This window comes from Nocardioides sp. cx-169 (assembly GCF_021083605.1).
Classification (GTDB): Bacteria; Actinomycetota; Actinomycetes; order Propionibacteriales; family Nocardioidaceae; genus Nocardioides.
The window spans coordinates 62477-87655 of record NZ_JAJNRO010000008.1 but is presented as its reverse complement, the minus strand read 5'-3'; the positions used below and the strand labels follow the sequence as shown (position 1 = coordinate 87655).

The window sequence follows — 25179 nt, the reverse complement described above, 5'->3', positions numbered from 1 at the left end:
GTCCACAGGCGGATCGGAGGTGCTCGCTCTCCACAGGTCCGAGGGTGTGGCTCGCGAGCGGCGGTGCCGGGTGGTTCGCTGGCGGACATGGCGATCTCGGCGCTCCCCCTGCCCACCCCCGACGACCTGGTCTCGGAGGCGGCTGCAGGCCTCCACACGCTGAGCCGCCACGACTGGGCCGGCGAGCCCGACGTCGTTCTCGTGTCGATGATGGAGAGCCTCCAGGGGATACGCGCCACGCAGCGCGCTCTCGAGGCACAGCTCCTGGCCGAGATCGACGCCCGCGGCCTCGCCAAGGAGAGGCTGGGCTGGGGGTCGACGGCCGACTGGTACACCCACCTCGCCGGTGTACGCCGCGGACAGGGGAAGCAGACCGTCGACCACGCCACCGAGCTGGTCAGCAACCGGCCCGCGACCCTGGAATCACTCGTGTCGGGCACGGTGAGCCCGGAGCAGGCCGACGTCGTGCTCAACGCGGTCGACCGGCTGCCCGGCGACGACAGGCTGCGCGACACCGTCGAACGCGAGCTGTTGGACGAGGCGACCCGGATCACGGCCACCGAGCTCGCTCGGCAGGGACGCGACGTCATCGAGGCCGTCGACCCCGACCGGACCGCGCGGACTGTGGAGGCACAGCTGGCGCGCGAGGACCGGGTGGCGCATCAGCGCCGGTTCCTCACCGTCACCGACGACGGGGCCGGTGGCATCACCGTCAAGGGCCGCGGGTCGGTCGAGGACGGCACCATCCTGCGCGCGGCCCTGCTGCCGCTCACGGCACCCGTGCCGCAGGTCGATCCCGAGACCTGCCAGGAGCTCCCCGACCCCCGGGACTTCGGCGTCCGCATGTGGGACGCACTCGTCAGGCTCGCGCAGCACGCGCTCGACACCGACTTACCCCCGGAGTCGCACGGCGCGCGACCACGGGTCACGGTGACGATGAGCCTCGAAGCGCTGCGGGGGGAACTGTTCGAGCGCGGTCGCACCGACGACGGTTTCGACGTCTCCCCCGAGGTCGCCCGGAGGATGGCCTGCGATGCCGAGGTCGTCCCGATGGTGCTGGGCACCCACGGCGAGGTCCTCGACGTCGGGCGCACTCGCCGGCTTGTGACCGCCGCACTGGGGCGGGCACTCGTCGAGCGCGACCGACACTGCGCGTTCCCGGGGTGCACCCGGCCGCCGGTCATGGGCCACGCCCACCACATCCTGCCGTGGGCCGACGGCGGCACCACGTGCCTGTCCAACCTGGTACTGCTTTGCGGCCACCACCACCGCACGATCCACCAGACGCCGTGGGAGGTCCGGATCGCCGATGACGGACGGCCGGAGTTCCGACCACCGACGCGCCTCGGCCTTGAGCGCGGCTGGCTGCGACACCGACCCCGGCGCGAATGACCTTCGGTCCGGTGCCGCTCTCCTAGAACTTGTCACAGGTGTGCAACTCTCAGTTGCACCTGTCTACGCTGGTCCCATGAGCACCAGGGCCCCCGAGAGCGACGGTCGCCGCCGCGCAGGTGCGGCACGCCGGCGCGCCCGCGAGGCGGAGATCATCGCCGCCACCCGGGCGCTCTTCGACGAGCGAGGCATCGGGGACGCCCAGATCGAGGACATCGCGCGCGCCGTCGGCATCAATCGCGCGATCGTCTACCGGCACTTCACCGGCAAGGAGGAGCTCTTCGCCCTCACGCTGGTCGGCTACCTCGACGAGTTGCGCGAGGCGTTGGCCGACTCGGCCGAGCAAGGCGACGACGCGGCGGACTCCCTGCAACGGCTGGTGACGGCGTTCGTCGACTACGGGATCGCCCACCCGGCGTTCATCGACTGCGCCCAGGCGCTGATGCGCCGACCGGGCGACGAACTGCTCGAGGAGATCTCCGAGGGGGCGCTGTTCCGGCTCGGCCGTGGGATCTCGTCGTGCCTGGCCGTGCTCTCGACCGCGATCCAGGACGGCGTCGACTCAGGGGAGTTCTCGAGCAGCACCGAGGATCCCACCCTGCTCGCGAACATGCTCTACGCCAGCGGTCTCGGCGCCCTGCAGCTCGCGCGGGTCGGGATCCTCGTGGCCGAGGCCTCTCCCGGCGTGCCCACGGTGGGCGCGATCTCCCCCGAGCAGGTGCGCCACCATCTGGTGGCCACCGCGCTCGCGCTCGTCCGGCGCTGAGGAGGGCCTCCGGACGCACCGACGCCCCTGCCCCCGAAGAGGGCCAGGCGTCGTGGTGCTGGTCAGGTGAACGTCAGGGACGCTCGAGGATCGCGGTCACGCCCTGCCCGCCGGCCGCGCACACCGAGATCACCCCGCGGCCCGAGCCCTTCTCGGCAAGCAGCTTTGCGAGGACGTTGACGATCCGTCCGCCGGTCGCGGCGAACGGGTGTCCGGCGGCCAGCGAGGAGCCGTGCACGTTGAGCTTGGCGCGGTCGATGGCCCCGAGGGGTGCGTCCAGGCCGAGGCGCTCCTTGCAGAACACCGGGTCCTCCCACGCCTTGAGGGTCGAGAGCACCTGCGAGGCGAAGGCCTCGTGAATCTCGTAGTAGTCGAAGTCCTGCAGGGCGAGCCCTTCGCGCTGCAGCATCCGCGCCATCGCGTACGCCGGCGCCATGAGCAGGCCCTCGCCGCCATGCACGTAGTCGACCGCAGCCGTCTCATACGCCGTGAGATACGCCAGCACCGGCAGGCCGTGTTCCTCGGCCCACTCCTCGGAGGCCAGCAGCACCACGGAGGCGCCGTCGGTCAGCGGCGTGGAGTTGCCCGCCGTCATCGTGGCCGCCTCGCCCTTGCCGAACACGGGCCTCAGCTTGCCGAGCTTCTCGGCAGTGGAGTCGGGGCGCAGGTTGTTGTCGCGCTCCACGCCGCGAAAAGGCGTGACCTGGTCGGCGAGGAAGCCGGCCTCGTACGCCGCGGCGAGGTTCTGGTGCGAGGCCGCCGCGAGCTCGTCCTGCTCCTCGCGCCCGATCTGCCACTCCAGCGCGGTCAGCGCGGCGTGCTCGCCCATCGACAACCCGGTGCGCGGCTCGCCGTTCTGTGGGATCTCGAGACCGATGTCGCCAGGGCGGATCGCCGCCAGCGCGGCGAGACGCGACTTGGTGTCACGCGCCGCGTTGACCCTCATCAACTTCTTGCGCAGCCGGTCGCTGATCGCCACGGGCGCATCCGAGGTGGTGTCGGTGCCGCCGGCGATGCCGACCTCGATCTGGCCGAGAGCGATCTTGTTGGCGACCTGGATCGCCGCCTGCAGGCCGGTCCCGCACGCCTGCTGGATGTCGGTCGCAGGGGTCGCGGGAGACAGCTTGGAGCCCAGCACCGACTCGCGCGTCAGGTTAAAGTCGCGGGCGTGCTTGAGCACGGCACCGGCCACGACCTCACCCAGGCGCTCACCCTCGAGGCCGTAGCGCGCCACCAGCCCGTCGATCGCGGCGGTGAGCATGTCCTGGTTCGACACCCCCGCGTAGACGGTGTTGGAGCGGGCGAAGGGGATCCGGTTGCCGCCGAGCACGGCGACGCGACGGGTACGTTCGATCATGGACCCATCCTCGCGTGCGCGGCGCCCACGGAGAAGGCAATGAGGGGGAGGTCACGAAAGATGGACTCCGAGTTACACCTGGAGTTACATGATCCTGCACACCCACGACGCACGGAGGACCTCGCACACCATGAGCGACCGTTACCAGGGCTTCACCCAGTCCCCGCTCGGCAAGCTGCTGGTCAAGAACCTCGGCCTGCCCTCGCCCACCCCTCTGGAGCGCTACACCGAGGGCGCGCCCCTCGTGGACGGCACGGTGCTCCTCGGCGGTCGCGGTCGCCTCGCCGAGTCGCTGCCCGGACTGCTGGACTCGCTCGAGATCGCCTCCACCGAGACCGCCGAGGACGGCGCCCGGTTCAAGGGGCTGGTCTTCGACGCCACCGGACTGAGCTCCAGCGCCGACCTGCACGCGCTGCGTGAGTTCTTCTCCCCCGTTCTGCGCAGTCTCGACACCTGCCCGCGCGTCGTCGTGATCGGTACGCCGCCGGAGTCGGTCGCCGGCGCCGAGCGCGTCGCCCAGCGCGCGCTCGAGGGCTTCACCCGCAGCCTCGGCAAGGAGATCGGCCGCGGCGGCACGGTGCAGCTCGTCTACGTCGCCGACGGCGCCGAGAGTGCGATGACCAGCACCTTGGCCTTCCTGCTCTCCCCCAAGTCCGCCTACGTCTCCGGCCAGGTCGTCCGCATCGGCGCCCACGGGACGACCGTGGCGCCCACGGTGGAGGACTGGACCAAGCCCCTGGTCGGCAAGGTCGCGCTGGTCACAGGCGCCAGCCGGGGCATCGGCGAGCAGATCGCCCGGGTGCTGCACCGTGACGGCGCCACCGTGGTCGGCGTCGACGTCCCGCAGGCCGCCAGCGAGCTGCAGTCGCTCATGAAGGAGCTGGACGGCGACTGGCTGACCCTCGATATCACCGGCAAGGACGCCCCGCAGCGGATCGCCCACCACCTCAAGGAGAAGCACGGCGGAGTCGACGTCGTCGTGCACAACGCCGGCATCACCCGCGACAAGAAGCTGGCCAACATGGACGACGCCCGCTGGGACTCGGTGATCGCGGTCAACCTGACCGCACCGGAGCTGATCACCCGCGAGCTCCTCGACCAGGGGATCGTGAACGAGGGCGGCTCCATCATCGGCGTCGCGAGCATCGCCGGCATCGCCGGCAACGTCGGTCAGACCAACTATGCCGCCTCCAAGGCCGGCGTCATCGGGCTCGTCGACTCCCTGGCCGACGAGCTCACCGACGGGATCACGATCAACGCGGTCGCACCCGGCTTCATCATCACCCAGATGACCGCCGCAGTGCCGTTCGCGACCCGGGAGGTCGGCCAGCGACTTAACGCGATGTCGCAGGGCGGTCTGCCCGTCGACGTCGCCGAGACCGTCGCCTGGTACGCCAACCCGGCCTCCACCGCGGTCAGCGGCAACGTCGTTCGCGTGTGCGGCCAGATGATGCTGGGGGCCTGACGTGCCCGGCCTGCCCGTGCTGGTCAAGGCGGCGCTGCCCGCCCTGCCCGGGGTCAACCTGCTCCCCGGAATTCGCAAGAGCGGCGGGGACCTGCCCGACCTGACGCTGACCCGGCACGACGTCCCGGTCGACGCCGACCACGCCGCGGCCTACGCGGCGCTGTGCGGATTCCCCCGCAAGGACGTCGTCCCCCTGCCCTACCCGCACCTGCTGGCCTTCGGCCTGCACATGCAGATCATGACCGACGCCTCGTTCCCGTTCCCCGCGATCGGGACGGTGCACTTGGAGAACTCGATCACCCAGCACCGGCCGATCGGCGTCACCGAGGAGCTGCAGGTGACCGCCCACGCCGAGCACCTACGCGCCCACGCCAAGGGCCGCGTGTTCGACATGGTCACCAAGGTCCACTCCCGCGGGGAGCTGGTGTGGGAGGAGACGTCGACGTTTCTGCGCCGTGGGCGGGGCGACGCCGAGGCACCCGGCGGCACGACGTTCCCCGAGGTCGCACCGACGGGCACCGTCTGGCGGCTCGAGGGCGACCTCGGCCGCCGGTACGCCGGCGTCTCCGGCGACCACAACCCGATCCACCTCTACGCGTTGACCGCCAAGGCGCTCGGCTTCCCCCGGCAGATCGCACACGGCATGTGGAGCATGGCCCGATGCGTCGGCGCGCTGGAGAACCGGCTGCCCGATGCGGTCCGCGTCGACGTCGCCTTCAAGAAGCCGATCCTGCTGCCGGGCTCCGTCGCGTTCGGCTCCCGCCCGACCGACGCCGGCTACGCGTTCGCGCTCAGCGACCCCCGCTCCGGCGCCCCGCACCTCGCCGGGACGACGACCGCCGCCCTGTGATCCGCGGGGGTTGTGATCAGCGGGGGCGTCGCGGCCGGATCAGTCCCTCTTGCGCCGCGGTGGCCGCCAGGATGCCGTCCTGGGTGAACACCCGGCCGAACGACAGGCCGCGTCCACCGCTGGCCGAGGGCGACCACTGGTCGTAGAGCCACCACCCGTCGGCGCGAAACGGCCGGTGGAACCACAGCGTGTGGTCCAGCGAGGCCATCATCGTCTTGGCGGGATCGACCTCGTGTGCGGCCAGGGCGGCCCCCAGCAGGCTGACGTCGCTGGCGTAGGTGAACACGGCCAGGTGCTCCAGCGGGTCGTCCCCCAGAGTGCCCCTGACCCGGACCCACATGCGCGCCTGCGCCGGGTGGCGCGGGTCCTCCGGCAGCCCCATGCCGGTGTGGCCGAGGTAGCGCACCTCGAGCGCGGACCACTCCTTGCCCAGTGCGTCGGCATCCTTCCCACCGCGGTCGCGCATCAGCTCGACCAGGTCGAGCCCGTCTTCCGGGGCGGCCACCGACGGCATCGCGTCCTGGTGCTCGAAGCCGTCCTCGCTGCGCTGGAAGTTGAGCGTCTGGTAGTAGATCGGGCGCCCGTGCTGGCGCGCCACGACGCGCCGGGTGGCGAAGGCCCGGCCGTCGCGGATCCGCTCCACGTCGTAGATGATCGGCACCTGGTAGTCGCCCGGGAGCAGGAAGTACGAGTGCAGCGAGTGCGGCTGGTAAGCCGCGTCCACGGTCCGCGTGCCCGCGATCATCGCCTGCGCCGCGACCTGGCCGCCGTAGACGCGGGCGCGCTCGGAGTCCGGCTGGGCACCGCGAAACAGGTCCACGTCGAGCGGCTCCAGGTCGAGCAGGCCGACGAGCTCGTCGGAGGCGGCCTGGCCGGCGGCGTCCGTCGTCATGAGCCCGCTCCGGCGCGGGTACGGCGGCGCAGCAGCGCCTCCTGGGCCACGCTCGCCGCGAGGGTGCCGTCGTGCGCGTAGACCTTCGCGAGCACCAGCCCACGACCACCGGCCGCCGAGGGCGAGGCCTGGTCGTAGAGCCACCACTGGTCGGCGCGGAACGGGCGATGGAACCACACCGAGTGGTCCAACGAAGCGATGAGGACGTCCGGGTCCCCCATCCGCACGCCGTGCGGCGCCAGCGCAGCGCCCATCAGGGTCATGTCGGAGAGGTAGGTGAACGCAGCCACGTGCCAGAACGGGTCCTCGGGGAGCGCCGAGGAGACGCGCAGCCAGAGCTGCTGGCGTCCTGGGCGCTCGTCGTCCGACGGCAGCCCGTTGGCCGAGCTGCCGACGTAGCGGAAGTCCGCGACGTCCCACTCGCTGTCGTGAGTCGTGTCCCGGCCCGGGTCCCGCTCGCGTTGCGCGGCCCGCACGTCGATGGCCTCCTCGGGCGGCACGACTGCGGGCATCGGCTCGGCGTGGTCGTAGCCGTCCTCGGGGATCTGGAAGTTCGCCGTCAGCGCGTAGATGGGCCGCCCGTGCTGGCGGGCCAGCACCCGCCGCGTGGCGAAGGACCGGCCGTCGCGCAGGTTCTCGACATCGAAGATCGTGGGCGCCTGTGTGTCGCCCGGCTGCAGGAAGTAGGAGTGTAGCGAGTGCACGGCGTACGCCGGGTCGACCGTGCGGGTGGCCGCGACCACTGCCTGCGCGGCGGCCTGCCCCCCGAAGACCCGCGGCAGCGAGGAGGGCATCTGCCGGCCACGGAACAGGTTGTCGTCGAGGCGCTCGAGGTCGAGGAGCTGCACGAGCTCCTCGGCGTTGCGCGGCATTAGCTGCCCTGCTCTTCGTCCGGCCCCTCGAGGCCCGCCAGGAACTGCTCGAACTGCTGTCCGATCTCGTCACCCGTCGGCAGCGGCTGGTTCTCGGCCAGCAGGCTGCTCCCGGACTCCTCGGCCCGCTCGAACGCGTCGTACTGACGCTCCAGTGCCTCCACTACGTCCGCGACCTCCTCGTTCGCGGCAAGGTAATGGGCGATCTCCTCCTCGCGCGCCTCCGCCTCGGTGCGTACGTCGGTCAGGTCAAGCGTGAGCCGCCCGCCGAGCTCGAGGTGCTCGAGCAGGGCCAGGGACGCGCGCGGGTAGTCCAGCTGCGCCAGGTAGTGCGGGATGTGCGCGACGTAGCCGAGCGCGTCGTGGCCCCACTCGCCCAGGCGCACCTCGAGCAGCGACTGAGCACTGCTGGGGATCCGCAGCTCGCCGCGCCACGGGCTCTCCCCGGTCAGCAGGTCGGGGTTGTTGCCGTGGTGGGTGATCGCCACCGGCCGGGTGTGCGGCACCGCCATGGGCACCGAGCCGAGGCTCACGACCCGGGTCACGCCGAAGCGCTCCACGACCTCGCGCACGGCGCGCGAGAACGCCTCCCAGCGGTTGTCCGGCTCGGGACCCTGCAACAGGAGATAGGGGGTGTCCCCGGAGTCGTGCAGGAGCCGCACGACCAGCCGCGGCGCGTCGTAGGCCTCGTAGTGGTCGCGGATGAACGACATCGCCGGGCGCCGGGCGCGGTAGTCGTGGAACTGGTCCACGTCGAAGGTGGCGACCACGGGACCGGCGTCGCGCCCGTCGCGGCCCTCGGTGAGCTGCACGAGGAACCGGCTGGCGATCGCCGCCGAGCTGCCCGCGTCGAGGAAGCCGTCCAGCACCACGACCATGGTCAGCGCGGAGGCGTCCTCGAGCTCGGGGACGTCGTCGACGATGTGCACGAGCCGGGGTTCGGAGGTCACGGGGGAACGATATGCCCACCCGCCTCACGTCGTACGTCGGTCCGGCGTCGGGGTGATCCGCAGCACACCGTGGCCCGGTCAGCCGCCCGGGGCGCTCGGCTCGGTCGTGGGGACCGCGGAGGGTGTGCCGCTCGGCGACGCGGTCGCGCTCGGCTCCGGCTGCAGGAACCCGGGGTCGAACGTGCGGATCATCAGCAGCGCGCTGCGCCGGGCGAGCTGTCGGGGCCGCAGCCCGAGGACCATCTCGAGCCGCTCCTGCTGCTCGCCACCCGTCGGGATCTGGTCGAGCAGCGACCACAGCATCGGCTCCCCGTAGGTGCGGGCGACGTACTCGCACGCCCACCACGACAGCCCGTAGTGGGCCGCGGAGCCGTCGTCGTTGAAGGTGCCGTCCGCGGGCAGGGCGTCGACACCGGCCTCGGCCGCCTCTAGCGCCGCGCGCTCGAGGCGCCGGTCCTCGGGCGCGAGCGACTGCACCGAGACGTACTCGGCGATCCCCTCGCTGAGCCAGAGCGGCGCGTCGTCGTCGCGTTTCCCGAGCGCCACGTGGGTGAGCTCGTGGCGCACCAGCCGGTCGCGCTGCGGGCCCGCGCGCGCCACCATCTCCGGGCTGAGCACGAACCGGGTCGAGGCCACCGTCGCGTCGTCGCGACCCGCGGCGACCGGGAAGGTCAGCGCGTCCAGCACCTCCGGGTCCCCACCGGGCACGTCGTCGAGGGTCGCCAGGAAGGTCCGATCCGAGAGCGCGTAGACGACCACGGCCCCGTCCCAGGCCTCGGGCACCCGCGCGCCCACGTCGGCGACCCCGCGCTCCACCGAGCGGATCAGGGGGTCGGCTGCCTCCACGCTGCCCTCGTCGAACACGCCCAGCACCCCTCTCCCCTGCCGGACCACGACCGGGCCGAGGTCCCACGGCTGCGGCCGGACCTCCTGACGCTCCTCCCACGCGGCGTCGCTGACGGAGCTGAGGACGAAGCGGGAGGGATGCCGCGGCGACGGCGAGAAGCGGTAGCGGTCGACGGAGGCCACCGGCACGGCGTCGTACCCGGCCAGCTGGAGCGACACGTCCACCGCGACCCAGTAGTGGTCGCCGCGCCGCAGCAGGCTGCCGGGGTCGATCTCGTAGGACACAGTCGCCAGCGGGAGCTGCGCCAGGTTCGCGAAGTAGGTCTCCTGCTCGCCGCGGAAGGCCCCGCGCGCGGCCACCCCGGACCGGAACGCGTCGAGGTCGTGGGCCAGCAGCGCCGAGGCCCGTCGGTCCAGCACCCGGCGGAACGCCGCGAGCAGGTCCGGCGGCACGGGTGCCGTGGGGGGAAGCGCCGAGTCGGCGGCCTCGCTCGGCGACGGCCGCGGAGGCGGGTCGTCGGCCCTCGGCGACGTACAGCCGGCGAGTGCCAGGCAGCAGGCCGCCACGAGGACGGCCCGGCTCAGGGAGCGGGACTCCCCCGGTGGCTCAGCCGACGTGGTCGGCATCGACGACCACTCGACCCTCGGCGAGGGCCGTCATGTCCTCGACGACGCCGAGGGCGATCGCCTGCGGGGTGAGGCCGATCCGCTCCAGGATCGCGGCGCGCTTGGCGTGGCCCAGGAACTCCTGAGGGATCCCGTGCAGCCGGAACGGCGTGGTCACCCCGGCGTCGTTGAGCGTCTGCAGCAGCGCCGCCCCGCAGCCGCCGACGCGGCCGTTGTCCTCGACGCTGACCACGAGCCGGTGCTGGCGGGCGAGCTCGACGATCGCGGGGTCGACGGGCTTGACCCAGCGCGGGTCGACCACGGTCACGCCGATTCCCTGGGCGTCCAGGCGCTCGGCGACCTCGACGGCGACCGACGCCATCGAGCCCACGCCCACCACCAGGACGTCGAGCGGACCGGTGCGCACCAGCACGTCGGCGCCGCCCGCCTTGCTGTGCGTGGGGATGTCGAGCGGCGGCGGGCCCTTCGGGAAGCGCACCACGGTCGGGGCATCGTCGACCTCGACGGCCTCGTTGAGCAGCTCGCGCAGCCGGGTCGCGTCGCGCGGCGCGGCCAGGCGCAGGCCGGGCACGACCTGGAGGAACGACATGTCCCACATGCCGTTGTGGCTGGCTCCGTCGTCGCCGGTGACCCCCGCCCGGTCGAGCACGAAGGTCACCCCGCAGCGGTGCAGCGCGATGTCCATGAGCACCTGGTCGAAGGCGCGGTTGAGGAACGTGGCGTAGATCGCGACGACGGGGTGCAGCCCCCCGATGGCGAGCCCGGCGGCCGAGGTCGCGGCGTGCTGCTCGGCGATGCCGACGTCGATGGTGCGCTCGGGGAAGCGCCGCTGGAAGTCGTCGAGACCCACCGGGTGCATCATCGCGGCGGTCATGGCCACGACGTCGGGGCGACGCTCGCCGATCCGCACGATCTCGTCGGCGAAGACGTCGGTCCAGATCCGGCCGCGCACCTTCTCCTCGCCGGTCTCGATGTCGAAGGGCTGCGGCGAGTGGAACTGGTCGGCCTCGTGGCGCTCCGCGGCGTCGTAGCCGAAGCCCTTGCGGGTGATCGCGTGCACGATGACGGGGCCGTTGAACCGCTTGGCCTGCGCCAGCGCCTGCTCCATCGCGGCCAGGTCGTGTCCGTCGACGGGCCCGACGTACTTCAGGCCCAGGTCCTCGAACAGGCCCTGCGGGGCGAGCGCGTCCTTCAGGCCCTTCTTGACCGCGTGCAGCGCGTCGTACGTCGCCGGGCCGACGCCCTTGACGGCGTTGAGCCGGCGCTTGACCACATCGAGCACGTGCTCGTAGCGGGGGTTCGTGCGCAGCGCGGTGAGCGCTGTGGCGAGACCACCGATGGTGGGCGTGTAGGACCGGCCGTTGTCGTTGACCACGATCACCAGGCGCGAGTCCTTGGCGATCGCGATGTTGTTGAGCGCCTCCCAGGCCATGCCGCCGGTCAGTGCGCCGTCGCCGATCACGGCCACCGTGTGCCGGTCCTCGCCGCGGATCGCGTAGGCCTTGGCGATGCCGTCTGCATAGCTGAGCGCGGTCGAGGCGTGGGAGTTCTCGACAAGGTCGTGCTCGGACTCGGCCTGGCTGGGATAGCCGCTGAGCCCGCCCTCCGTGCGCAGCCCGGTGAACGCGTCGGCGCGCCCGGTGAGCATCTTGTGCACGTAGGACTGATGGCCGGTGTCGAAGACCACCCGGTCGCGCGGGGAGTCGAATACTCGGTGGATCGCCAGCGTCAGCTCGACGACACCGAGGTTGGGGCCGAGGTGCCCACCCACCCGCGAGCAGGCCTGGACGAGCCGGTCCCGGATCTCCGCGGCCAGCGCCGTCAGCTCGTCGTCGGAGAGACCCCGCAGGTCGCGCGGTCCGGCGATCGAATCCAGGACACCCATGGCCGCGAGTTTACGGGTCACGGTCCGCGATCAACGATCCAGCACGGCGATGGCCGGCTCGTGCAGACTGCCCATCCAGACCCGGCCGTCGTGCTCTCGCACGCCCGTGACCATGTGGTACGACGCCCCGTGCTCGCCCGGTGTCACGTCGAGGTCGTGCACCAGCTTGCCTGCGTCGTCGTAGGCCTGCACGCGCACGGTCTGCTTCGGCTTGGGCTGCAGCCGCTCCGGGATCCTGGTCACCACCTTGCGCAAGGCCATGGGTCCGGTCTGGAGCCGCTCGACGAGCGGGTCGACCGGGCTGCCGATCGTGACCCAGATCAGCCCGTCGCTGCCCCGGGCGATGTTGTCGGGGTAGCCCGGCAGCCCCGAGCAGAGCAGGTCGCGCATGCCGGCGCGGTTGCCGGTGAGCCAGCGGCGTACGACGGTGCGCGCCCCGGACTCGGCGACGCAGACGAAGTCCTCCGCGGCCGACAGCGCCACGCCGTTGGCGAAGGCCAGCCCGTCGAGCACCACCTCGACGGTGCCGTCGGTGTTCAGCCTCAGCAGCCGCCCCGTGCGGGTGTTCTGGAGGAAGTCGTCCTTCCAGCGCTCGATGCCGTAGCGCGTCGAGGAGTCGCTGAACCACACCGTGCCGTCCGAGGCCACCGCGGCGTTGTTGCAGAACCTCATCGGGGTGCCACCCACGCTGTCGGTGACCGTCTCGACCGCCCCGCTGGCCGGATCGACCCGCAGCAGGCCACGGCGGGCGTCGCAGACCACGAGCCGGCCGTCGAGGTCGAGCTCAATGCCGAGCGGGCGGCCGCCGGTGTGGGCGACGCGTTCGACCTTCTGCCCGTCGGGGCTGACCCGGAGGATCGCGCCGTCCTCGGTGCCGGTGAACACCGCCCCCTCGTCGGGTCCGCTCGTGGCGACCACGACGTCCTCCGCTCCGTGGCCGGGGACGGGGATGACGGTGAAGGTCGAGGTCATGGCGCCACCCTCTCGTACATGGCGGAGGCGAGGAAGTCACTCAGCGTGTGGCGCGCCGACGCCGTCAGGTCCAGGTCGAGCGCGACCGCCGGGTCGACGAAGACCATCTGCCGGCCCTCGTGGCACGCCACCTCGGTGAGGTCGGTCCCGGCGGCGTAGAGGCAGAACTCGTCGGTCTCCCCGCAGGGCTCGCTCCAGAAATGGAACTCCCCCACCAGCTCCAGCGTGCCCGGTGCCAGGCGCACGCCGGTCTCCTCCTCCAGCTCGCGGTACGCCGCCTGCTCGTAGTCCTCCCCCGGCTCCACCGCGCCGCCGGGATAGCCCCAGCGGTCGGGGTCGTATCGGGGACGGGAGTCGCGCTCCTGCAGCAGGACTCGACCGCGACGATCTACCAGGACGATGCTCGAGAAGCGGTGCACGGCGCCCACCGTAGTGCCGGATCACCCTGCCACCGGGATGACAAGGTGGACCCATGACTCGGCATCGCTCGCTTCCGTTGGCCGCAGCGCTCACAGCCGCACTGCTCACCACCGCGCTGCCCACGGCCTCCGCAGCCGACGAGCCCGCCGTCACCGGCTTCGCGCTGGGCAGCGCCAGCGACCGGCTCGTCGGCCGCGAGGCGCACGCGCTCACCACCCTGACGGTGGCCGGGGTCAGCATCACCGCCGACGGACGGCGCGTGCTGCGCCCGGACGCCGGCACCCGCCGTCTCGCGGGCACCGCCGAGCGCCGCGGGCTGCGCGGCGAGCTGATCATCAGCAACTACAGCAACCGGCTCGGCGACTTCGACCGCCGCGCGGTGAGCCGGCTGCTCGGCAGCCGCGCCAACATCGAGCGGGTGGCGCGGCGCCTCGCCGGCTTCGTGGCCGCGCAGGGCTGGGACGGCGTCAACGTCGACCTGGAGCTGGTGCCGCGCCACCGCGGCGGCGGGCTGGTCCGGCTGGTGCAGCGACTCCAGGCGCTGATGCCCGAGGAGAAGAGCGTCTCGATCGACGTGAGCGCCTCGACCAGCCTGGCGGCGTACCGGGCGCACGGTTACCGGCTCTCCGCCCTCGCCGACGCGGCCGACGTGATCGTGCTGATGGCCTACGACTTCCACGGCCCCACCTGGTCCGGCCCCGGACCGGTCGGCCCGCTGCGCTGGCAGCGCCAGGCGGTCCGCGCCGCGCGTCAGGCCGTGCCCGCGGCTCAGCTCGACCTCGGCGTCGCCGGCTACGGCTACACCTGGCCGCGCCGCGGCACCGGCCGCACGGTCACCGTCGCCGGCGCCCGCACCCTGGTTCGCCGCGACGGCACCCGCGCCGTGTGGCACCCGGCGTACGGCGAGTGGTCGGCGCGGCTGTCCAACGGCACCGTCCTGTGGTGGTCCGACCGCCGCTCCTGGCGCGTGCGCGCCCGGCTGGCCGACGACCTCGGCCTGCACGGCCTCGCCCTGTGGCGCCTCGGCTCGGCCGACCCGCTGCCGTAGGGCTACAGCCGCGCGACGTAGCGCCGCCCGCGCAGGGCCTCCTCGACCAGCCCGATCTCCCGGCGCAGCCGGAGCAGCCGGGCCTCCTCGAGCTGGAAGGTCTGGACCGCGGCCTCGACGACCGCATCGGTGGCCACCTCGCGCAGATCGGCCCGTGCCTCGCTCATCCCGCGCCGGCAGGCGGCCTGGCTGGCCTCGACGTGCAGCACCGCGAAGCGCGCCAGCACCACGACGTGTCGGCGCAGCCCGGCGTAGCGGCGGTAGTCGGGCGGGCACTGGTCGAGCAGCCAGTCGGCGGCCGTGCGCTCCCAGTCAGGGGCGTCCGGCGGGCGGACCCCGCGCGGCCATCCGGGTGGTGCGACGAGTGCCATGCCCTCAGGATAGTCGAACACATGTTCGACCCTGCTGGCGGTCCGACGCCAGATCGAGCGGACAAGTGCGGACAAGGGCGTCGCGCCTGGTCCAGGATCTCCTCATGCCAACCAGCGCTCCCTCGGTCCGCGTCCAGGCGGTCCGGCACGTGCTCTTCGACGCCGACGGCGTCATCCAGGTGCTGCCCGGCGGCTGGTACGCCGCCATGGAGCCGTTCCTCGGCGACCGGGCCCGGGAGTTCCTGCACGCGGCGTGGCGCGACGAGCGGCCCACGCTGTCCGGCCACGGCGACTTCCTGCCCCTGCTGGCGGCCGCCCTGGCCGACCACGGAGTCTCCGAGCCGGTCGAGGTCGTCCACCGCGCCGTCTGGCAGCGCATCGACCGGATCGAGGAGACCTTCGCGATCATCCGGGCGCTGCGTCGCCACGGCTACGGCGTCCACCTCGGGACCAACCAGGAGCGACGCCGCGCAGAGCACATGCGCACCGTGCTGGGCTACGACGACCTCTTCGACGTCAGCTGCTACTCCTACGACCTGGGGCTCACCAAGCCCGACCCGGCCTTCTTCATCGAGGCCGCCCGCCGGATCGGAGCACACCCCTCCGCCATCCTCGTCGTCGACGACGGCCTCGCCAACGTCGAGGGCGCCCGAGCCGCCGGTCTCGAGGCGGTGCACTGGGAGCACACGCAGGGACCCGGGGTCCTCGTGGACCTGCTCGCCGAGCACGGCGTCGAGGCGCGCCCGACAGCCCCCTGACGACGGCGAGCGGACCGGGGCGGCACGGTCTCAGCCGAGGAAGCTGAACCGCACCTCGCGGTCGGGGTTGTCGACGTTGAGGTCGACCAGGCACACGCTCTGCCAGGTGCCCAGGGCCAGGCGGCCGCCGAGGACCGGCACCGTCGCCGACGGCGGCACGATCGCAGGCATCACGTGCGAGCGGCCGTGCCCCCGCGTCCCGTGGCGGTGTCGCCAGCGGTCATCGGCCGGCAGCAGGTCGCCGAGGGCCGCGAGCAGGTCGTCGTCGCTGCCGGCGCCGGTCTCGATGATGGCGATCCCCGCGGTCGCGTGCGGCACGAAGACGAACAGCTGCCCGTCGCCACGTCCGCTCACGAACTCCGCGCAGTCGTCGGTGAGGTCCAGGACGACCTCCTCGCTCCCCGTGCGGTAGCTCCTGGTCTCGCTGTCCATCACACCGGCGATCCGCTCGGGTCCATGACCCCGCCGGCGCACGAGGCGAACGGCTCGGGAGCGGTCTCCCCCGCCCCGAACTCGTCGATGAACAGCTCCAGCCGGGGGTCGTCGGCGCCGGTCAGCTCGAGCTGGCGCTCCCACACCGTCACCACCACCGGCGCCTGGAGACCCTCGTACGGCGAGAGGATGCCGTTGTCCGGCAGGACGTCGGCCAGCGCCGCGACCGACTCCTCGTCGAGGCCGGGCTCGTAGGTGATCCACACCGTGCCGTGCTCGAGGTCGTGCACGACGTACTCCTCGCTCACCGGCTCGTCGTAGACCCCGCAGTCCAGCCACACCGGGGCATGCGGGCCGCCGACCGGCGGCGACTGCTCGTAGTCGACCGGGTCCTCGGTGTGCGAGGTCTCCAGGTCCGGATACTCCTTCACCGCGTCCAGTGTGGTGTCGCCGCCGCCGTCCGTACCCCGCGGGGGCGTGCTGTCGTCGTCCTCCGAGAGCAGGACCGGCACGAGCACCGCGAGGCCGATGACCAGCACCGCCCCGATGCCTGCCAGCACGAGCGGCAGCGTCCGGGACCGGCCCCCCGACGGCGGCGGGGGCGCGGCCGCGTAGGGCGACCACGGCGGCGGAGGGGGCGTCCCGACCGGGGCGCCCGCGGTCGGGACGTACGGCGGCGGCCCGGCCGGCGGCGGCGCATACGGCGGTGGCGCGGACGGCGGCTCGTGCGGAGGCGGGCCCGGAGGCGTCGCGGACGACATCAGCCCTCGAGCGCCTTCTCGATGCGCTCCACCTTCGCGGTGAGCTGCCCGGTCCAGCCGGGCCGGATGTCGGCCTTGAGCACCAGCCCCACGCGCGGCGAGACCTCGGCGACGACGTCGACGGCGCGCTTGACCACCGCCATCACCTCGTCCCACTCGCCCTCGATGTTGGTGAACATCGCGTTGGTCTCGTGCGGAAGGCCGGACTCGCGGACGACGCGGACGGCGGCCGCCACCGCCTCGGAGACGCCGCCGGTCTCGTCACCGGCGGAGGGACTGATGCTGAACGCCACGATCATGTGCTCACCGTACCGGCGGACCCCCGCCCCGCCCGCGCATGCGGGTCACCAGGGGACCTCCCCCCGCGTTGTTGACCAGCGCCTCCAGGTGCCCGAGCCGCTCCCCGAGCTCGGCGATGGCCTCCGCGACGCTGTCGTCCGAGCTCACGTCGAGGCGGACACCCACCACGTCGGCCGCGCCGCGCACAGCCCGTACGACGTGATCGGCGGGTTCGAGACCCGCGACCTCGTCACCAAGGGGGGTCGCGATCGTGCCCCAGGCCTCGACGGCCTGCTCGCCGCGGCCGGCGAGGTCGCCGACCGGCTGACCGGCCCCCCGACCGCGGCCCGGACGGCCTAGCTCAGCTCCCGGCGCCGACCTCGGTCTCGTCGAGCGGGACGACCGCGCGCAGCCGCGCGAGCGCATCTCGGGCCTGCGACTTCACGGTGCCGACCGTGACCCCCAGCGCCTCGGCGGTCTGGGCCTCGGTCAGGTCCTCGTAGTACCGCAGCACCACGACCGCACGCTGCCGCGGTGCCAGCTCCAGCAGCGCGCGCCGCAGGTCCTCGCGCTGCTCGGCGTCGCCGTCCGCGCGACCGGTCTCGGGCGGCGAATCGGTCGCCACCTCGCGCCACCGGCGCCGGCGCCACCGCGACACGCTCTCGCGCGCGAGGACCCGCCGCACGTACGGGTCCGGCCGGTCGCGGATCCGGCGCCAGTGCGGCACCGCCTTGACCAGCGCGACCTGCACCAGGTCCTCAGCGTCCTCGTGGCTCCCGGTCATCAGGTAGGCCGTGCGCAGCAGGGCCGGGCGCCGCGCGAGGACGAACTCCTCGAAGCCGGCCCGGTCCTCAGACTCGCTCACGGCGCCACCAGATCACGAGTCGGCCCCCGCCCAGCAGCACGACGAGGACGATCAGGCCAAGACGCAGCCGCGGGTCCATCGGGTGCGGCGGCTCCGGCGCGTCGAACCTCGGTGCCGCGAGCGCGTCCTCGGCCAGAACGGTCCCGGGAGATTCCGTTGCGTCGGGCAGGGTGAGCATCGGCTCGCGCGCCCCCGTGTTGACGTCGACGGAGAACAGCGCATGGGCGCCGAGGTCGCGCACGAGCACGTGCCAGTCGTCGCGCCAGCCCCAGAGCTCGTCGGCCGTCCGGTCGCCCACGCGAGCGGTGGCCACCCGCACGTTCTCACCCTCCGGCACCACCCCGGCACGCAGCAGGTAGGGCCGACCGTCGCTGAGGGTGGGGTCGCCGTCGGGGTCCTCCAGCACGGCGACGCGGGTGCCCGACGGGTTCAGCGCCGGCGGGGCGTCCGAGGCAAGGTCGAGCCGCAGGTCCCTCAGGACGCTGGCGCCCTCGCGGTCGAACACCCACAGGCGCCTGCCTTGCCAGGTCACCAGCCCGGAGGACGCGCTGACGTCCGGCATGCGGTTCGCGAGCCGCCCGGAGGCCCTGCGGATCCCGTCGTCCAGGTCCCAGCTGTAGACGTGATACTCCGACCCCCATGAGGAGGACGGCTCCTCGTCCGCCGCCTGCTCCAGCTGCCCGTACTGCATCCACAGCCTGGCCCCCGCCCAAGCGAAGCCGCCGAAGCTGATCCCGTGCTCGGTGGGTATCCGCTGGCTCGTGACCTCACCCGTGACCGTGTCGTAGACGGCGACGCCGACGAACGTGGGCTCTCCCTCGGGTCGGCCGGTCAACGGGTAGGCCACCAGGCGACCATCGTCGGAGAGTGCGATCGAGGCGCCCTGGTCCCGCCCCAGAGCACCCCCCAGGCCGGGCAGGTCCAGGAACGCGTAGTCGCCCTCGGCCGAGACCCCTGCCACCCCGGCCCCGGAGCCGGACCAGGTCTTGCGCTCCGCACCCACGAGCGCCACCAGCGGTCCGATCTCCCCCACGTCGTCGGTGCCTGGCAGCCACGGGCTCGGGGTGTACAGCCGGTCCGGGAGCCGCAGCGCGGCCTCCGCGTCGGCCGGCCCGACGTCGTACGACAACGCGGGCAGCAGGGCACCGAGAAGCGACCCGACGGCGGTGAGCAGCACGAGGCTCAGCGCGGCCGCCTGGAGGCGACGCCGCCGTCCGTAGCGGCGACCCCGCTCCCACGCGTCGCGAGGCTGCGGGCGGTCGGGCCCGTCCTCGGCCAGGTCGGCCAGTCGGTCGTGCAGCGAGCTCATGCGGCCCTCCGGATCCGTGGCGCTCGGTCACAAGACCACACGCCGCCGGGCATCCCAAAGGAGGGGCGCGCAGGCCGACCGATTCAGGCCGACCGATTCACGCCGACGAACCGCACGCCGGTCTCATGACCCGCGGCCCAGCCGAGGCCGGCACCCCCGGCGCCGGCTCCGAGCCCGCGAACGGGCGCCGACCGTCGTGCTGGTCGGCGCCCGTTGCGGTCATGGCCGCCGCACGCTCAGGCGGTCTGAGCTCGCAAGTTGCGCAGGACGTACTGCATGATCCCGCCGTTGCGGTAGTAGTTGGCCTCGCCGGGGGTGTCGATGCGGACCACCGCGTCGAACTCCACGTCGCCTGCCTTCACCTTGACCGTCTTGGGCGTGCGGCCCTCGTTGAGCTCGGTGATCCCGGAGATGGAGAACTCCTCCTCGCCGGTGAGGCCGAGCGACTCGGCGCTCTGACCCTCGGGGTACTGCAGCGGGATGACGCCCATGCCGATCAGGTTGGAGCGGTGGATCCGCTCGTAGGACTCGGCGATGACGGCCTTGACGCCCAGCAGCGAGGTGCCCTTGGCCGCCCAGTCGCGCGAGGAGCCGGAGCCGTACTCCTTGCCCGACAGCACGACGAGCGGGACGCCGGCCTCGAGGTAGTTCTCCGAGGCCTCGAAGACCGAGGTGACCTCACCGCCGTTGGTGAAGTCGCGCGTGACGCCGCCCTCGGTGCCCGGCGCGAGCTGGTTGCGCAGGCGGATGTTGGCGAAGGTGCCGCGGATCATGACCTCGTGGTTGCCACGGCGCGAGCCGTAGGAGTTGAAGTCACGCTGCTCGACGCCGTGCTCGGCGAGGTAGCGGCCCGCGGGCGAGTCCTTCTTGATCGCGCCGGCCGGGCTGATGTGGTCGGTCGTGACCGAGTCACCCAGCTTGAGCAGCACCCGCGCACCCTCGATGTCCTCGACGGGGGCCGGCTTCTCCGGCATCCCGTCGAAGTACGGAGGCCGCCGGACGTAGGTCGACTCGGGGTCCCACTCGAAGGTCTTGCCCTCGGGGGTGGGCAGCGACTGCCAGGTCTCGTCGCCGGCGAAGACGTCGGAGTAGCCGTCGTCGAACATCTCGGAGGTGATCGCCTGGGCGATGACGTCCTCGACCTCCTTCGAGGTCGGCCAGATGTCCTTCATGAAGACGTCGTTGCCGTCCTGGTCCTGCCCCAGCGGGTCGTTGAACAGGTCCACGTCCATGGAGCCGGCGAGCGCGTAGGCGACGACCAGCGGCGGGGACGCCAGGTAGTTCATCTTGATGTCCGGGTTGATCCGGCCCTCGAAGTTGCGGTTGCCCGACAGCACCGAGACGACCGCGAGGTCGTTGTCGTTGACCGCCTGGCTGACCTCGGGGATGAGCGGGCCGGAGTTGCCGATGCAGGTCGTGCAGCCGTAGCCCACGAGGTTGAAGCCGAGCTTGTCGAGGTACGGCGTCAGGCCGGACTTCTCGTAGTAGTCGGAGACCACCTTGGAGCCGGGCGCCAGCGTGGTCTTGACCCAGGGCTTGCGCTCCAGGCCCTTCTCGACCGCCTTCTTGGCCAGCAGCGCCGCGCCGATCATCACCGACGGGTTGGAGGTGTTGGTGCACGACGTGATCGCCGCGATCGTCACCGCCCCGTGGTCGAGCTCGAACTCGGTGCCGTCCTCGAGGGTGACCCTCGCCTTGTTCGACGGGCGTCCCTCGCCGCTGGCGGCGTGGTCGTGCCAGTCGTCCGGCGCGCCACTGCCGTTGCCGTGGCTGGTGCCGCCGCTGCCGTTGGAGGCGGGGGCGTCGCTGGAGGGGAAGGACTCGGCAGAGGCCTCGTCGACGACCGAGGTGACACCCTTCGGCTGCTCCTGCTGGGGTACGCCGGGCTTGCGGTCCTCGCCGCCGGTGTCCCCCTCGGTGACGTAGTCGGCCAGGGCCGTGCGGAACGCCTGCTTGGCCTCCGAGAGCGACACCCGGTCCTGGGGGCGCTTGGGCCCGGCCAGCGACGGGACCACGGTGGCGAGGTCGAGCTCGAGCTTCTCGGAGAAGCGCGGCTCGGCGTCCGGGTCGTGCCAGAGGCCCTGCTCCTTGGCGTAGGCCTCGACCAGGGCGAGCTGCTCGTCGGAGCGGCCGGTGAGCTTGAGGTACTTGGTCGTCTCCTCGTCGATCGGGAAGACCGCGATCGTGGAGCCGAACTCCGGGCTCATGTTGCCGATGGTGGCGCGGTTGGCCAGCGGGAGCGCCGAGACGCCGGGGCCGTAGAACTCGACGAACTTGCCGACGACGCCGTGCTTGCGCAGCATCTCGGTGATCGTCAGCACCAGGTCGGTCGCGGTCGCGCCCTCGGGCAGGTCGCCGTTGAGCTTGAAGCCCACGACGCGCGGGATCAGCATGGAGACCGGCTGGCCGAGCATGGCCGCCTCGGCCTCGATGCCGCCGACGCCCCAGCCGACCACGCCGATGCCGTTGACCATCGTGGTGTGGGAGTCGGTGCCGACGCAGGTGTCGGGGTAGGCCTGCAGTTCACCGTCGACCTCGCGGGTGAACACCGTGCGCGCGAGGTGCTCGATGTTGACCTGGTGCACGATGCCGGTGCCCGGGGGCACGACCTTGAAGTCGTCGAAGGCACCCTGGCCCCACCGCAGGAACTGGTAGCGCTCGCGGTTGCGCTCGTACTCGATCTCGACGTTGCGCTCGAACGCCTCGGGCGTGCCGAAGACGTCGGCGATGACGGAGTGGTCGATGACCATCTCGGCGGGCGCGAGCGGGTTGATCTTGGTCGGGTCGCCGCCCAGGTCGGCCATGGCCTCGCGCATGGTGGCGAGGTCGACCACGCAGGGCACGCCGGTGAAGTCCTGCATGATCACGCGCGCCGGCGTGAACTGGATCTCCTTGCTCGGGTCCGCGTCCGCGTCCCACCCGGCGATCGCCTTGATGTCGTCGGCGGTGATGTCCGCGCCGTCCTCCGTGCGCAGAAGGTTCTCGAGCAGGACCTTGAGGGAGAACGGAAGGCTCTTGACGTCCAGCCCCTCCCCGGTCACCGCGTCGAGGCGGAAGATCTCGTAGGCCTTCCCGTCCACGTCCAGCGTGCTCTTGGCTCCGAAGCTGTCCTGGCTGGCCATCAAGCCGTCTCCTCGTCGAGTCGCGTGTGTGCTCCACCCATCTTGCCGCCGTCGTGGCGGGCCGGGGTAGTAAGGCGAGCCTTACCGTGAGCCTCGTATGTCTTGACATCAAGATACATGACGTCGAGCCAGTTCCGAAGAGCCGGGGGGTCACGCCACCCGGAGCAAAGCGACACACATTGCTATTCCCTAGACAATGCTGTGCGCCGCACACTATTGTCTCGCTTATGAACGACGACGTCCTCACCGGACACCTCCAGGAGCTGCGGCGCGGCACCGTGGTGATGGCCGCGCTGGCGACGCTGTCCCGGCCGACCTACGGCTACGCCCTCCTCGAGACGCTGGCCGAGGCCGGCTTCGCGGTCGACGCCAACACGCTCTACCCGCTGCTGCGGCGGCTGGAGAAGCAGGGCCTGCTGACCTCGGAGTGGAACACCGAGGAGTCGCGACCCCGCAAGTTCTACCGGGTCAGCCCCGACGGCGAGACCCTCCTCCGTGCGCTGCTGGACGAGTGGCGCACCCTGCACGCCTCCATCGAAGGACTCAGGTGATCACCATGGCGACCCATCAGACTCCCACCACCGGCCGGAGCGCGGCGTCGCTGACCGACCGCTACGTCCACGCCGCAACGCGCGGGCTCCCCGACAGCCAACGCGACGACGTGGCCGACGAGCTGCGCGCCAGCATCGGAGACCGGGCCGAGGCCTTACGGCACACCGAGGGCCTCGACGCCGAGCGCGCCGAGTACGTCGCCCTGGAGGAGCTCGGCGACCCCGCGCGCCTGGCGGCCGGCTACTCCGGCCGGGCACTGCAGCTGATCGGGCCCGAGCTCTACCCGGCCTACGTCCGGGTGCTGAGGAGCGTGCTCCTGGCCGCGGTCCCCACGGTCGCCGTGGTCATCGCGATCATCGCGGCCCTCGACGGGGGATCCGTCGGCAGCATCGTCGGCGAGACCGTGTGGATCGCCGCGACCGTCGCCCTTCACGTGTGCTTCTGGGTCACCCTCGCCTTCGCCCTGACCGAGCGAGGCGTCTCCACCGGGGACCGCGGGTCCCTGGGCGTCGAGTGGACGCCGGACCGGCTGCCCGAGCTGCCGCGAGAGCGGTCCGGCTCGCTGGTGGAGCTGGTGTCGACGCTGGTCTGGCTCGGTCTCGTGGGCGGCGCCGTGGTCTGGCAGCAGTTCCGCTCCCCCGTCGGCGACCACGAGCCCGTGCTCGACCCCGACCTGTGGAGCTTCTGGCTGCCGCTGATCCTCGCCCTGATCGTGGTCGAGGCGGCGTTCGAGGTGGTCAAGTACCGCGCTGCGGCCTGGTCGCCCACGCTGGCCACGGTGAACGTCGGGCTCGGTGCCCTTTTCGCCGCCCCCTTCGTCTACCTGGCGGCCGAGGGCCGGCTGCTCAACCCGGCCGCCGTGGCCGAGATCCAGGCGCAATGGCCCGGCTTCGACCCCGACACCATGCACAGCGCCGTGATCGTCGTGGCCGTGGCCATCTGGCTCTGGGACGGGATCGAGGGCTGGGTTAGGACCCGCGCGGCGGTGTCCGCAGCGCGGATCATCTCACTCCCCTGAGCGCGTGCTCAGACCAACCGGGACGGACGAGAGATCACCGCCACCGCCGCCAGAAGCACGGCCATCAGCGCGACGGCAACCCGTACGGACGCAGCGTCGGCGACCCCGCCCAGGACTGCGGCGGCGGCGGGCCTTCCCCCCAGGAAGCCCACCATCCACAGTGCCATGATGCGGCCCCGGAGGACGGGGGGCGACTGGAGCTGCACCAGCGTCCCCAGGCTGGCCATGGACCAGGTGAAGCCCACGCCACACAGGGCGAAGCCCAGCAGCCCCACCGGCGCCCACACGGCCAACGAGACCGCCACCATCCCGAGAGACATCAGGACCAAGCCGGAGGTGGCGACAGCGGCCTGCGATCCCACCCGTTGCGCGGGGCCGACGCCCAGCAGCCCCACGCCGGCGCCCACCCCGAACGCCGACGCCAACGCGCCCACCAGAGTCGCCCCGCCGCCGAGGTCGTGAGCGATGGAGGGGGCGAGGGTCATCGTGGGCTCGGAGCCAACCCCGACTGCTGTGACCCCCAGTAGGATCAGGCGCAGCGACCGGTGTCGGCGCACGTATCGCAGGGCCGCGCGCACGGAGTAGTCGGTGTCGGAGCCCCGCGCCTCCCCCTCGGGGATCCGGACGAAGATGAAGACGACGGCGAGAGGAAGGTGCGCGAGCGAGGCCACCCCGAACGCCGCCGCGGCCCCGAAGTGCGAGGCGACCATCGCACCTACGACCGGACCCAGGACGCGGGCGAACGTCGTCGGCACCGTGTTCAACGTCATCGCCGCGGGCAACTCGGCGGTCGTGACGAGGCGAGGAATGATGGACTGCTGGGCCGGGCCGCCGAGCACGAACCCGACGCCGACGATCAGCGAGGCGCCGAGCACCGGCCAGGCGCCCGCCCAACCGTCGACCTCCCCGACCACGAGGATCCAGGCGGCCAGCAGGCCGGACCCCGCCATGCAGACGACTCGGCCCGCGATGATCTGTCCCCACGCGTGCCCGCGGTCTGCCCAGGCTCCGCTCAACGGCGAGAGGAGGAGTTGTGGCACGAACTGGGCGATGCTCACCATCCCCACCGCAAAGGCCGACCCGGTGGCGGAGAACACCACGATGGCGGCCACCACCCCGTGGATCCACACCCCCGCGGCCGTGATCAGCTTCCCCCAGAAGATGCCACCGAAGGCCGGGTCGATCAGCAGCCGGGTCGCCCCCCGTGGCCTGGTGGCCACCTCGCCCACCTCAGACATCGGGTGTCTCCATTCCTTGAGCGTCCCTCGAGAGCCGGGAAGGCCAACGATCTGGGATGCCTGAGCAGCGGCGTCGTCCGCCACTGTCGCCGACTCGGACACGGCAAGCGCCCGGCCGCGTGGCCGGGCGCC

At 72.2% G+C, this 25179-nt stretch carries 26 protein-coding genes; 9 read left to right on the top strand and 17 right to left on the bottom strand.

The window, feature by feature from the left end:
* Nucleotides 1-87: 87 nt before the first annotated feature.
* Nucleotides 88-1392, top strand: a complete 1305-nt coding sequence (locus LRP67_RS12595; RefSeq protein ID WP_231270515.1) for an HNH endonuclease signature motif containing protein — start codon at nt 88-90, stop codon at nt 1390-1392.
* A gap of 76 nt (nt 1393-1468) precedes the next feature.
* The gene (locus LRP67_RS12590) at nt 1469-2158 is read left to right on the top strand and encodes a TetR/AcrR family transcriptional regulator (protein WP_231270514.1); all 690 of its coding nucleotides are present in this window, start codon (nt 1469-1471) and stop codon (nt 2156-2158) included.
* Nucleotides 2159-2231: 73 nt separating this feature from the next.
* On the opposite strand, the gene LRP67_RS12585 is transcribed toward LRP67_RS12590, so the two are convergent.
* Nucleotides 2232-3515 (bottom strand): acetyl-CoA C-acetyltransferase, encoded by a 1284-nt coding sequence (locus LRP67_RS12585; protein WP_231270513.1) that lies wholly within the window; start codon nt 3513-3515, stop codon nt 2232-2234.
* Nucleotides 3516-3645: 130 nt separating this feature from the next.
* On the opposite strand from LRP67_RS12585, the gene LRP67_RS12580 reads away from it, so the two are divergent.
* Complete coding sequence (locus tag LRP67_RS12580; RefSeq protein WP_231270512.1) at nt 3646-4980, top strand: 3-oxoacyl-ACP reductase; 1335 nt, start codon at nt 3646-3648, stop codon at nt 4978-4980.
* Between the two features lies 1 nt (nt 4981).
* The gene (locus LRP67_RS12575) at nt 4982-5830 is read left to right on the top strand and encodes a MaoC family dehydratase (RefSeq protein WP_231270511.1); all 849 of its coding nucleotides are present in this window, start codon (nt 4982-4984) and stop codon (nt 5828-5830) included.
* 16 nt (nt 5831-5846) lie between these two features.
* On the opposite strand, the gene LRP67_RS12570 is transcribed toward LRP67_RS12575, so the two are convergent.
* From LRP67_RS12570 to LRP67_RS12540, 7 genes are all read right to left on the bottom strand, one after another.
* The gene (locus LRP67_RS12570; RefSeq protein WP_231270510.1) at nt 5847-6722 is read right to left on the bottom strand and encodes an acyl-CoA thioesterase II; all 876 of its coding nucleotides are present in this window, start codon (nt 6720-6722) and stop codon (nt 5847-5849) included.
* Nucleotides 6719-7594: an acyl-CoA thioesterase II gene (locus LRP67_RS12565; protein WP_231270509.1), complete on the bottom strand. Its 876-nt coding sequence runs from the start codon at nt 7592-7594 to the stop codon at nt 6719-6721. Before LRP67_RS12565 ends, LRP67_RS12570 begins: the two co-directional genes overlap by 4 nt.
* Complete coding sequence (locus LRP67_RS12560) at nt 7594-8544, bottom strand: PAC2 family protein (RefSeq protein ID WP_231270508.1); 951 nt, start codon at nt 8542-8544, stop codon at nt 7594-7596. The genes LRP67_RS12565 and LRP67_RS12560 overlap by 1 nt, the downstream gene beginning before the upstream one ends.
* Nucleotides 8545-8622: 78 nt before the next feature.
* On the bottom strand, nt 8623-10017 hold the full coding sequence (locus LRP67_RS12555) for a hypothetical protein (protein ID WP_231270507.1): 1395 nt from the start codon (nt 10015-10017) through the stop codon (nt 8623-8625).
* A complete protein-coding gene (gene dxs / locus LRP67_RS12550; protein ID WP_231270506.1) occupies nt 9998-11902 on the bottom strand; it encodes a 1-deoxy-D-xylulose-5-phosphate synthase in 1905 nt (634 codons plus the stop codon). The genes LRP67_RS12555 and dxs overlap by 20 nt, the downstream gene beginning before the upstream one ends.
* A 30-nt stretch (nt 11903-11932) precedes the next feature.
* The gene (locus LRP67_RS12545; protein WP_231270505.1) at nt 11933-12874 is read right to left on the bottom strand and encodes an SMP-30/gluconolactonase/LRE family protein; all 942 of its coding nucleotides are present in this window, start codon (nt 12872-12874) and stop codon (nt 11933-11935) included.
* Nucleotides 12871-13293 carry an NUDIX domain-containing protein gene (locus LRP67_RS12540; protein ID WP_231243713.1) on the bottom strand — a complete coding sequence of 141 codons (423 nt, stop codon included), beginning with the start codon at nt 13291-13293 and terminating at the stop codon, nt 12871-12873. The genes LRP67_RS12545 and LRP67_RS12540 overlap by 4 nt, the downstream gene beginning before the upstream one ends.
* A 53-nt stretch (nt 13294-13346) precedes the next feature.
* On the opposite strand from LRP67_RS12540, the gene LRP67_RS12535 reads away from it, so the two are divergent.
* On the top strand, nt 13347-14342 hold the full coding sequence (locus LRP67_RS12535) for a glycosyl hydrolase family 18 protein (RefSeq protein ID WP_231270504.1): 996 nt from the start codon (nt 13347-13349) through the stop codon (nt 14340-14342).
* A gap of 2 nt (nt 14343-14344) precedes the next feature.
* On the opposite strand, the gene LRP67_RS12530 is transcribed toward LRP67_RS12535, so the two are convergent.
* Entirely contained in the window at nt 14345-14713 is a 369-nt protein-coding gene (locus LRP67_RS12530) for a hypothetical protein (protein WP_231270503.1), read from the bottom strand.
* Between the two features lie 104 nt (nt 14714-14817).
* On the opposite strand from LRP67_RS12530, the gene LRP67_RS12525 reads away from it, so the two are divergent.
* Nucleotides 14818-15471 carry an HAD family hydrolase gene (locus LRP67_RS12525; protein ID WP_231270502.1) on the top strand — a complete coding sequence of 218 codons (654 nt, stop codon included), beginning with the start codon at nt 14818-14820 and terminating at the stop codon, nt 15469-15471.
* Between the two features lie 30 nt (nt 15472-15501).
* Here the strand turns inward: LRP67_RS12525 and LRP67_RS12520 are convergent, their stop codons facing one another.
* From LRP67_RS12520 to LRP67_RS21885, 4 genes are all read right to left on the bottom strand, one after another.
* Complete coding sequence (locus LRP67_RS12520; RefSeq protein ID WP_231270649.1) at nt 15502-15903, bottom strand: YjbQ family protein; 402 nt, start codon at nt 15901-15903, stop codon at nt 15502-15504.
* A complete protein-coding gene (locus tag LRP67_RS12515) occupies nt 15903-16463 on the bottom strand; it encodes a DUF3105 domain-containing protein (protein WP_231270501.1) in 561 nt (186 codons plus the stop codon). The genes LRP67_RS12520 and LRP67_RS12515 overlap by 1 nt, the downstream gene beginning before the upstream one ends.
* Nucleotides 16464-16663: 200 nt before the next feature.
* Complete coding sequence (locus LRP67_RS12510; protein ID WP_231243707.1) at nt 16664-16963, bottom strand: thiamine-binding protein; 300 nt, start codon at nt 16961-16963, stop codon at nt 16664-16666.
* A gap of 4 nt (nt 16964-16967) precedes the next feature.
* Complete coding sequence (locus LRP67_RS21885) at nt 16968-17129, bottom strand: hypothetical protein (protein WP_231270648.1); 162 nt, start codon at nt 17127-17129, stop codon at nt 16968-16970.
* On the opposite strand from LRP67_RS21885, the gene LRP67_RS21880 reads away from it, so the two are divergent.
* Nucleotides 17052-17303 carry a hypothetical protein gene (locus tag LRP67_RS21880; protein ID WP_231270656.1) on the top strand — a complete coding sequence of 84 codons (252 nt, stop codon included), beginning with the start codon at nt 17052-17054 and terminating at the stop codon, nt 17301-17303. The genes LRP67_RS21885 and LRP67_RS21880 overlap by 78 nt on opposite strands.
* A 1-nt stretch (nt 17304) precedes the next feature.
* On the opposite strand, the gene LRP67_RS12495 is transcribed toward LRP67_RS21880, so the two are convergent.
* The 3 genes from LRP67_RS12495 to LRP67_RS12485 all read right to left on the bottom strand — a co-directional run bounded on the left by LRP67_RS12495 (nt 17305) and on the right by LRP67_RS12485 (nt 22239).
* On the bottom strand, nt 17305-17808 hold the full coding sequence (locus LRP67_RS12495) for a SigE family RNA polymerase sigma factor (RefSeq protein WP_231270500.1): 504 nt from the start codon (nt 17806-17808) through the stop codon (nt 17305-17307).
* Nucleotides 17795-19117: a hypothetical protein gene (locus LRP67_RS12490; protein ID WP_231270499.1), complete on the bottom strand. Its 1323-nt coding sequence runs from the start codon at nt 19115-19117 to the stop codon at nt 17795-17797. Before LRP67_RS12490 ends, LRP67_RS12495 begins: the two co-directional genes overlap by 14 nt.
* Before the next feature lie 236 nt (nt 19118-19353).
* Nucleotides 19354-22239: an aconitate hydratase gene (locus LRP67_RS12485; protein WP_231270498.1), complete on the bottom strand. Its 2886-nt coding sequence runs from the start codon at nt 22237-22239 to the stop codon at nt 19354-19356.
* 227 nt (nt 22240-22466) lie between these two features.
* Here LRP67_RS12485 and LRP67_RS12480 point away from each other — a divergent pair, with 227 nt between their 5' ends.
* Entirely contained in the window at nt 22467-22790 is a 324-nt protein-coding gene (locus LRP67_RS12480) for a PadR family transcriptional regulator (protein ID WP_231270497.1), read from the top strand.
* Nucleotides 22791-22795: 5 nt separating this feature from the next.
* Complete coding sequence (locus LRP67_RS12475; protein ID WP_231270496.1) at nt 22796-23809, top strand: permease prefix domain 1-containing protein; 1014 nt, start codon at nt 22796-22798, stop codon at nt 23807-23809.
* A gap of 8 nt (nt 23810-23817) precedes the next feature.
* Here LRP67_RS12475 and LRP67_RS12470 read toward each other — a convergent pair whose 3' ends face one another.
* Nucleotides 23818-25047 (bottom strand): MFS transporter, encoded by a 1230-nt coding sequence (locus LRP67_RS12470; RefSeq protein ID WP_231270495.1) that lies wholly within the window; start codon nt 25045-25047, stop codon nt 23818-23820.
* Nucleotides 25048-25179: the final 132 nt, after the last annotated feature.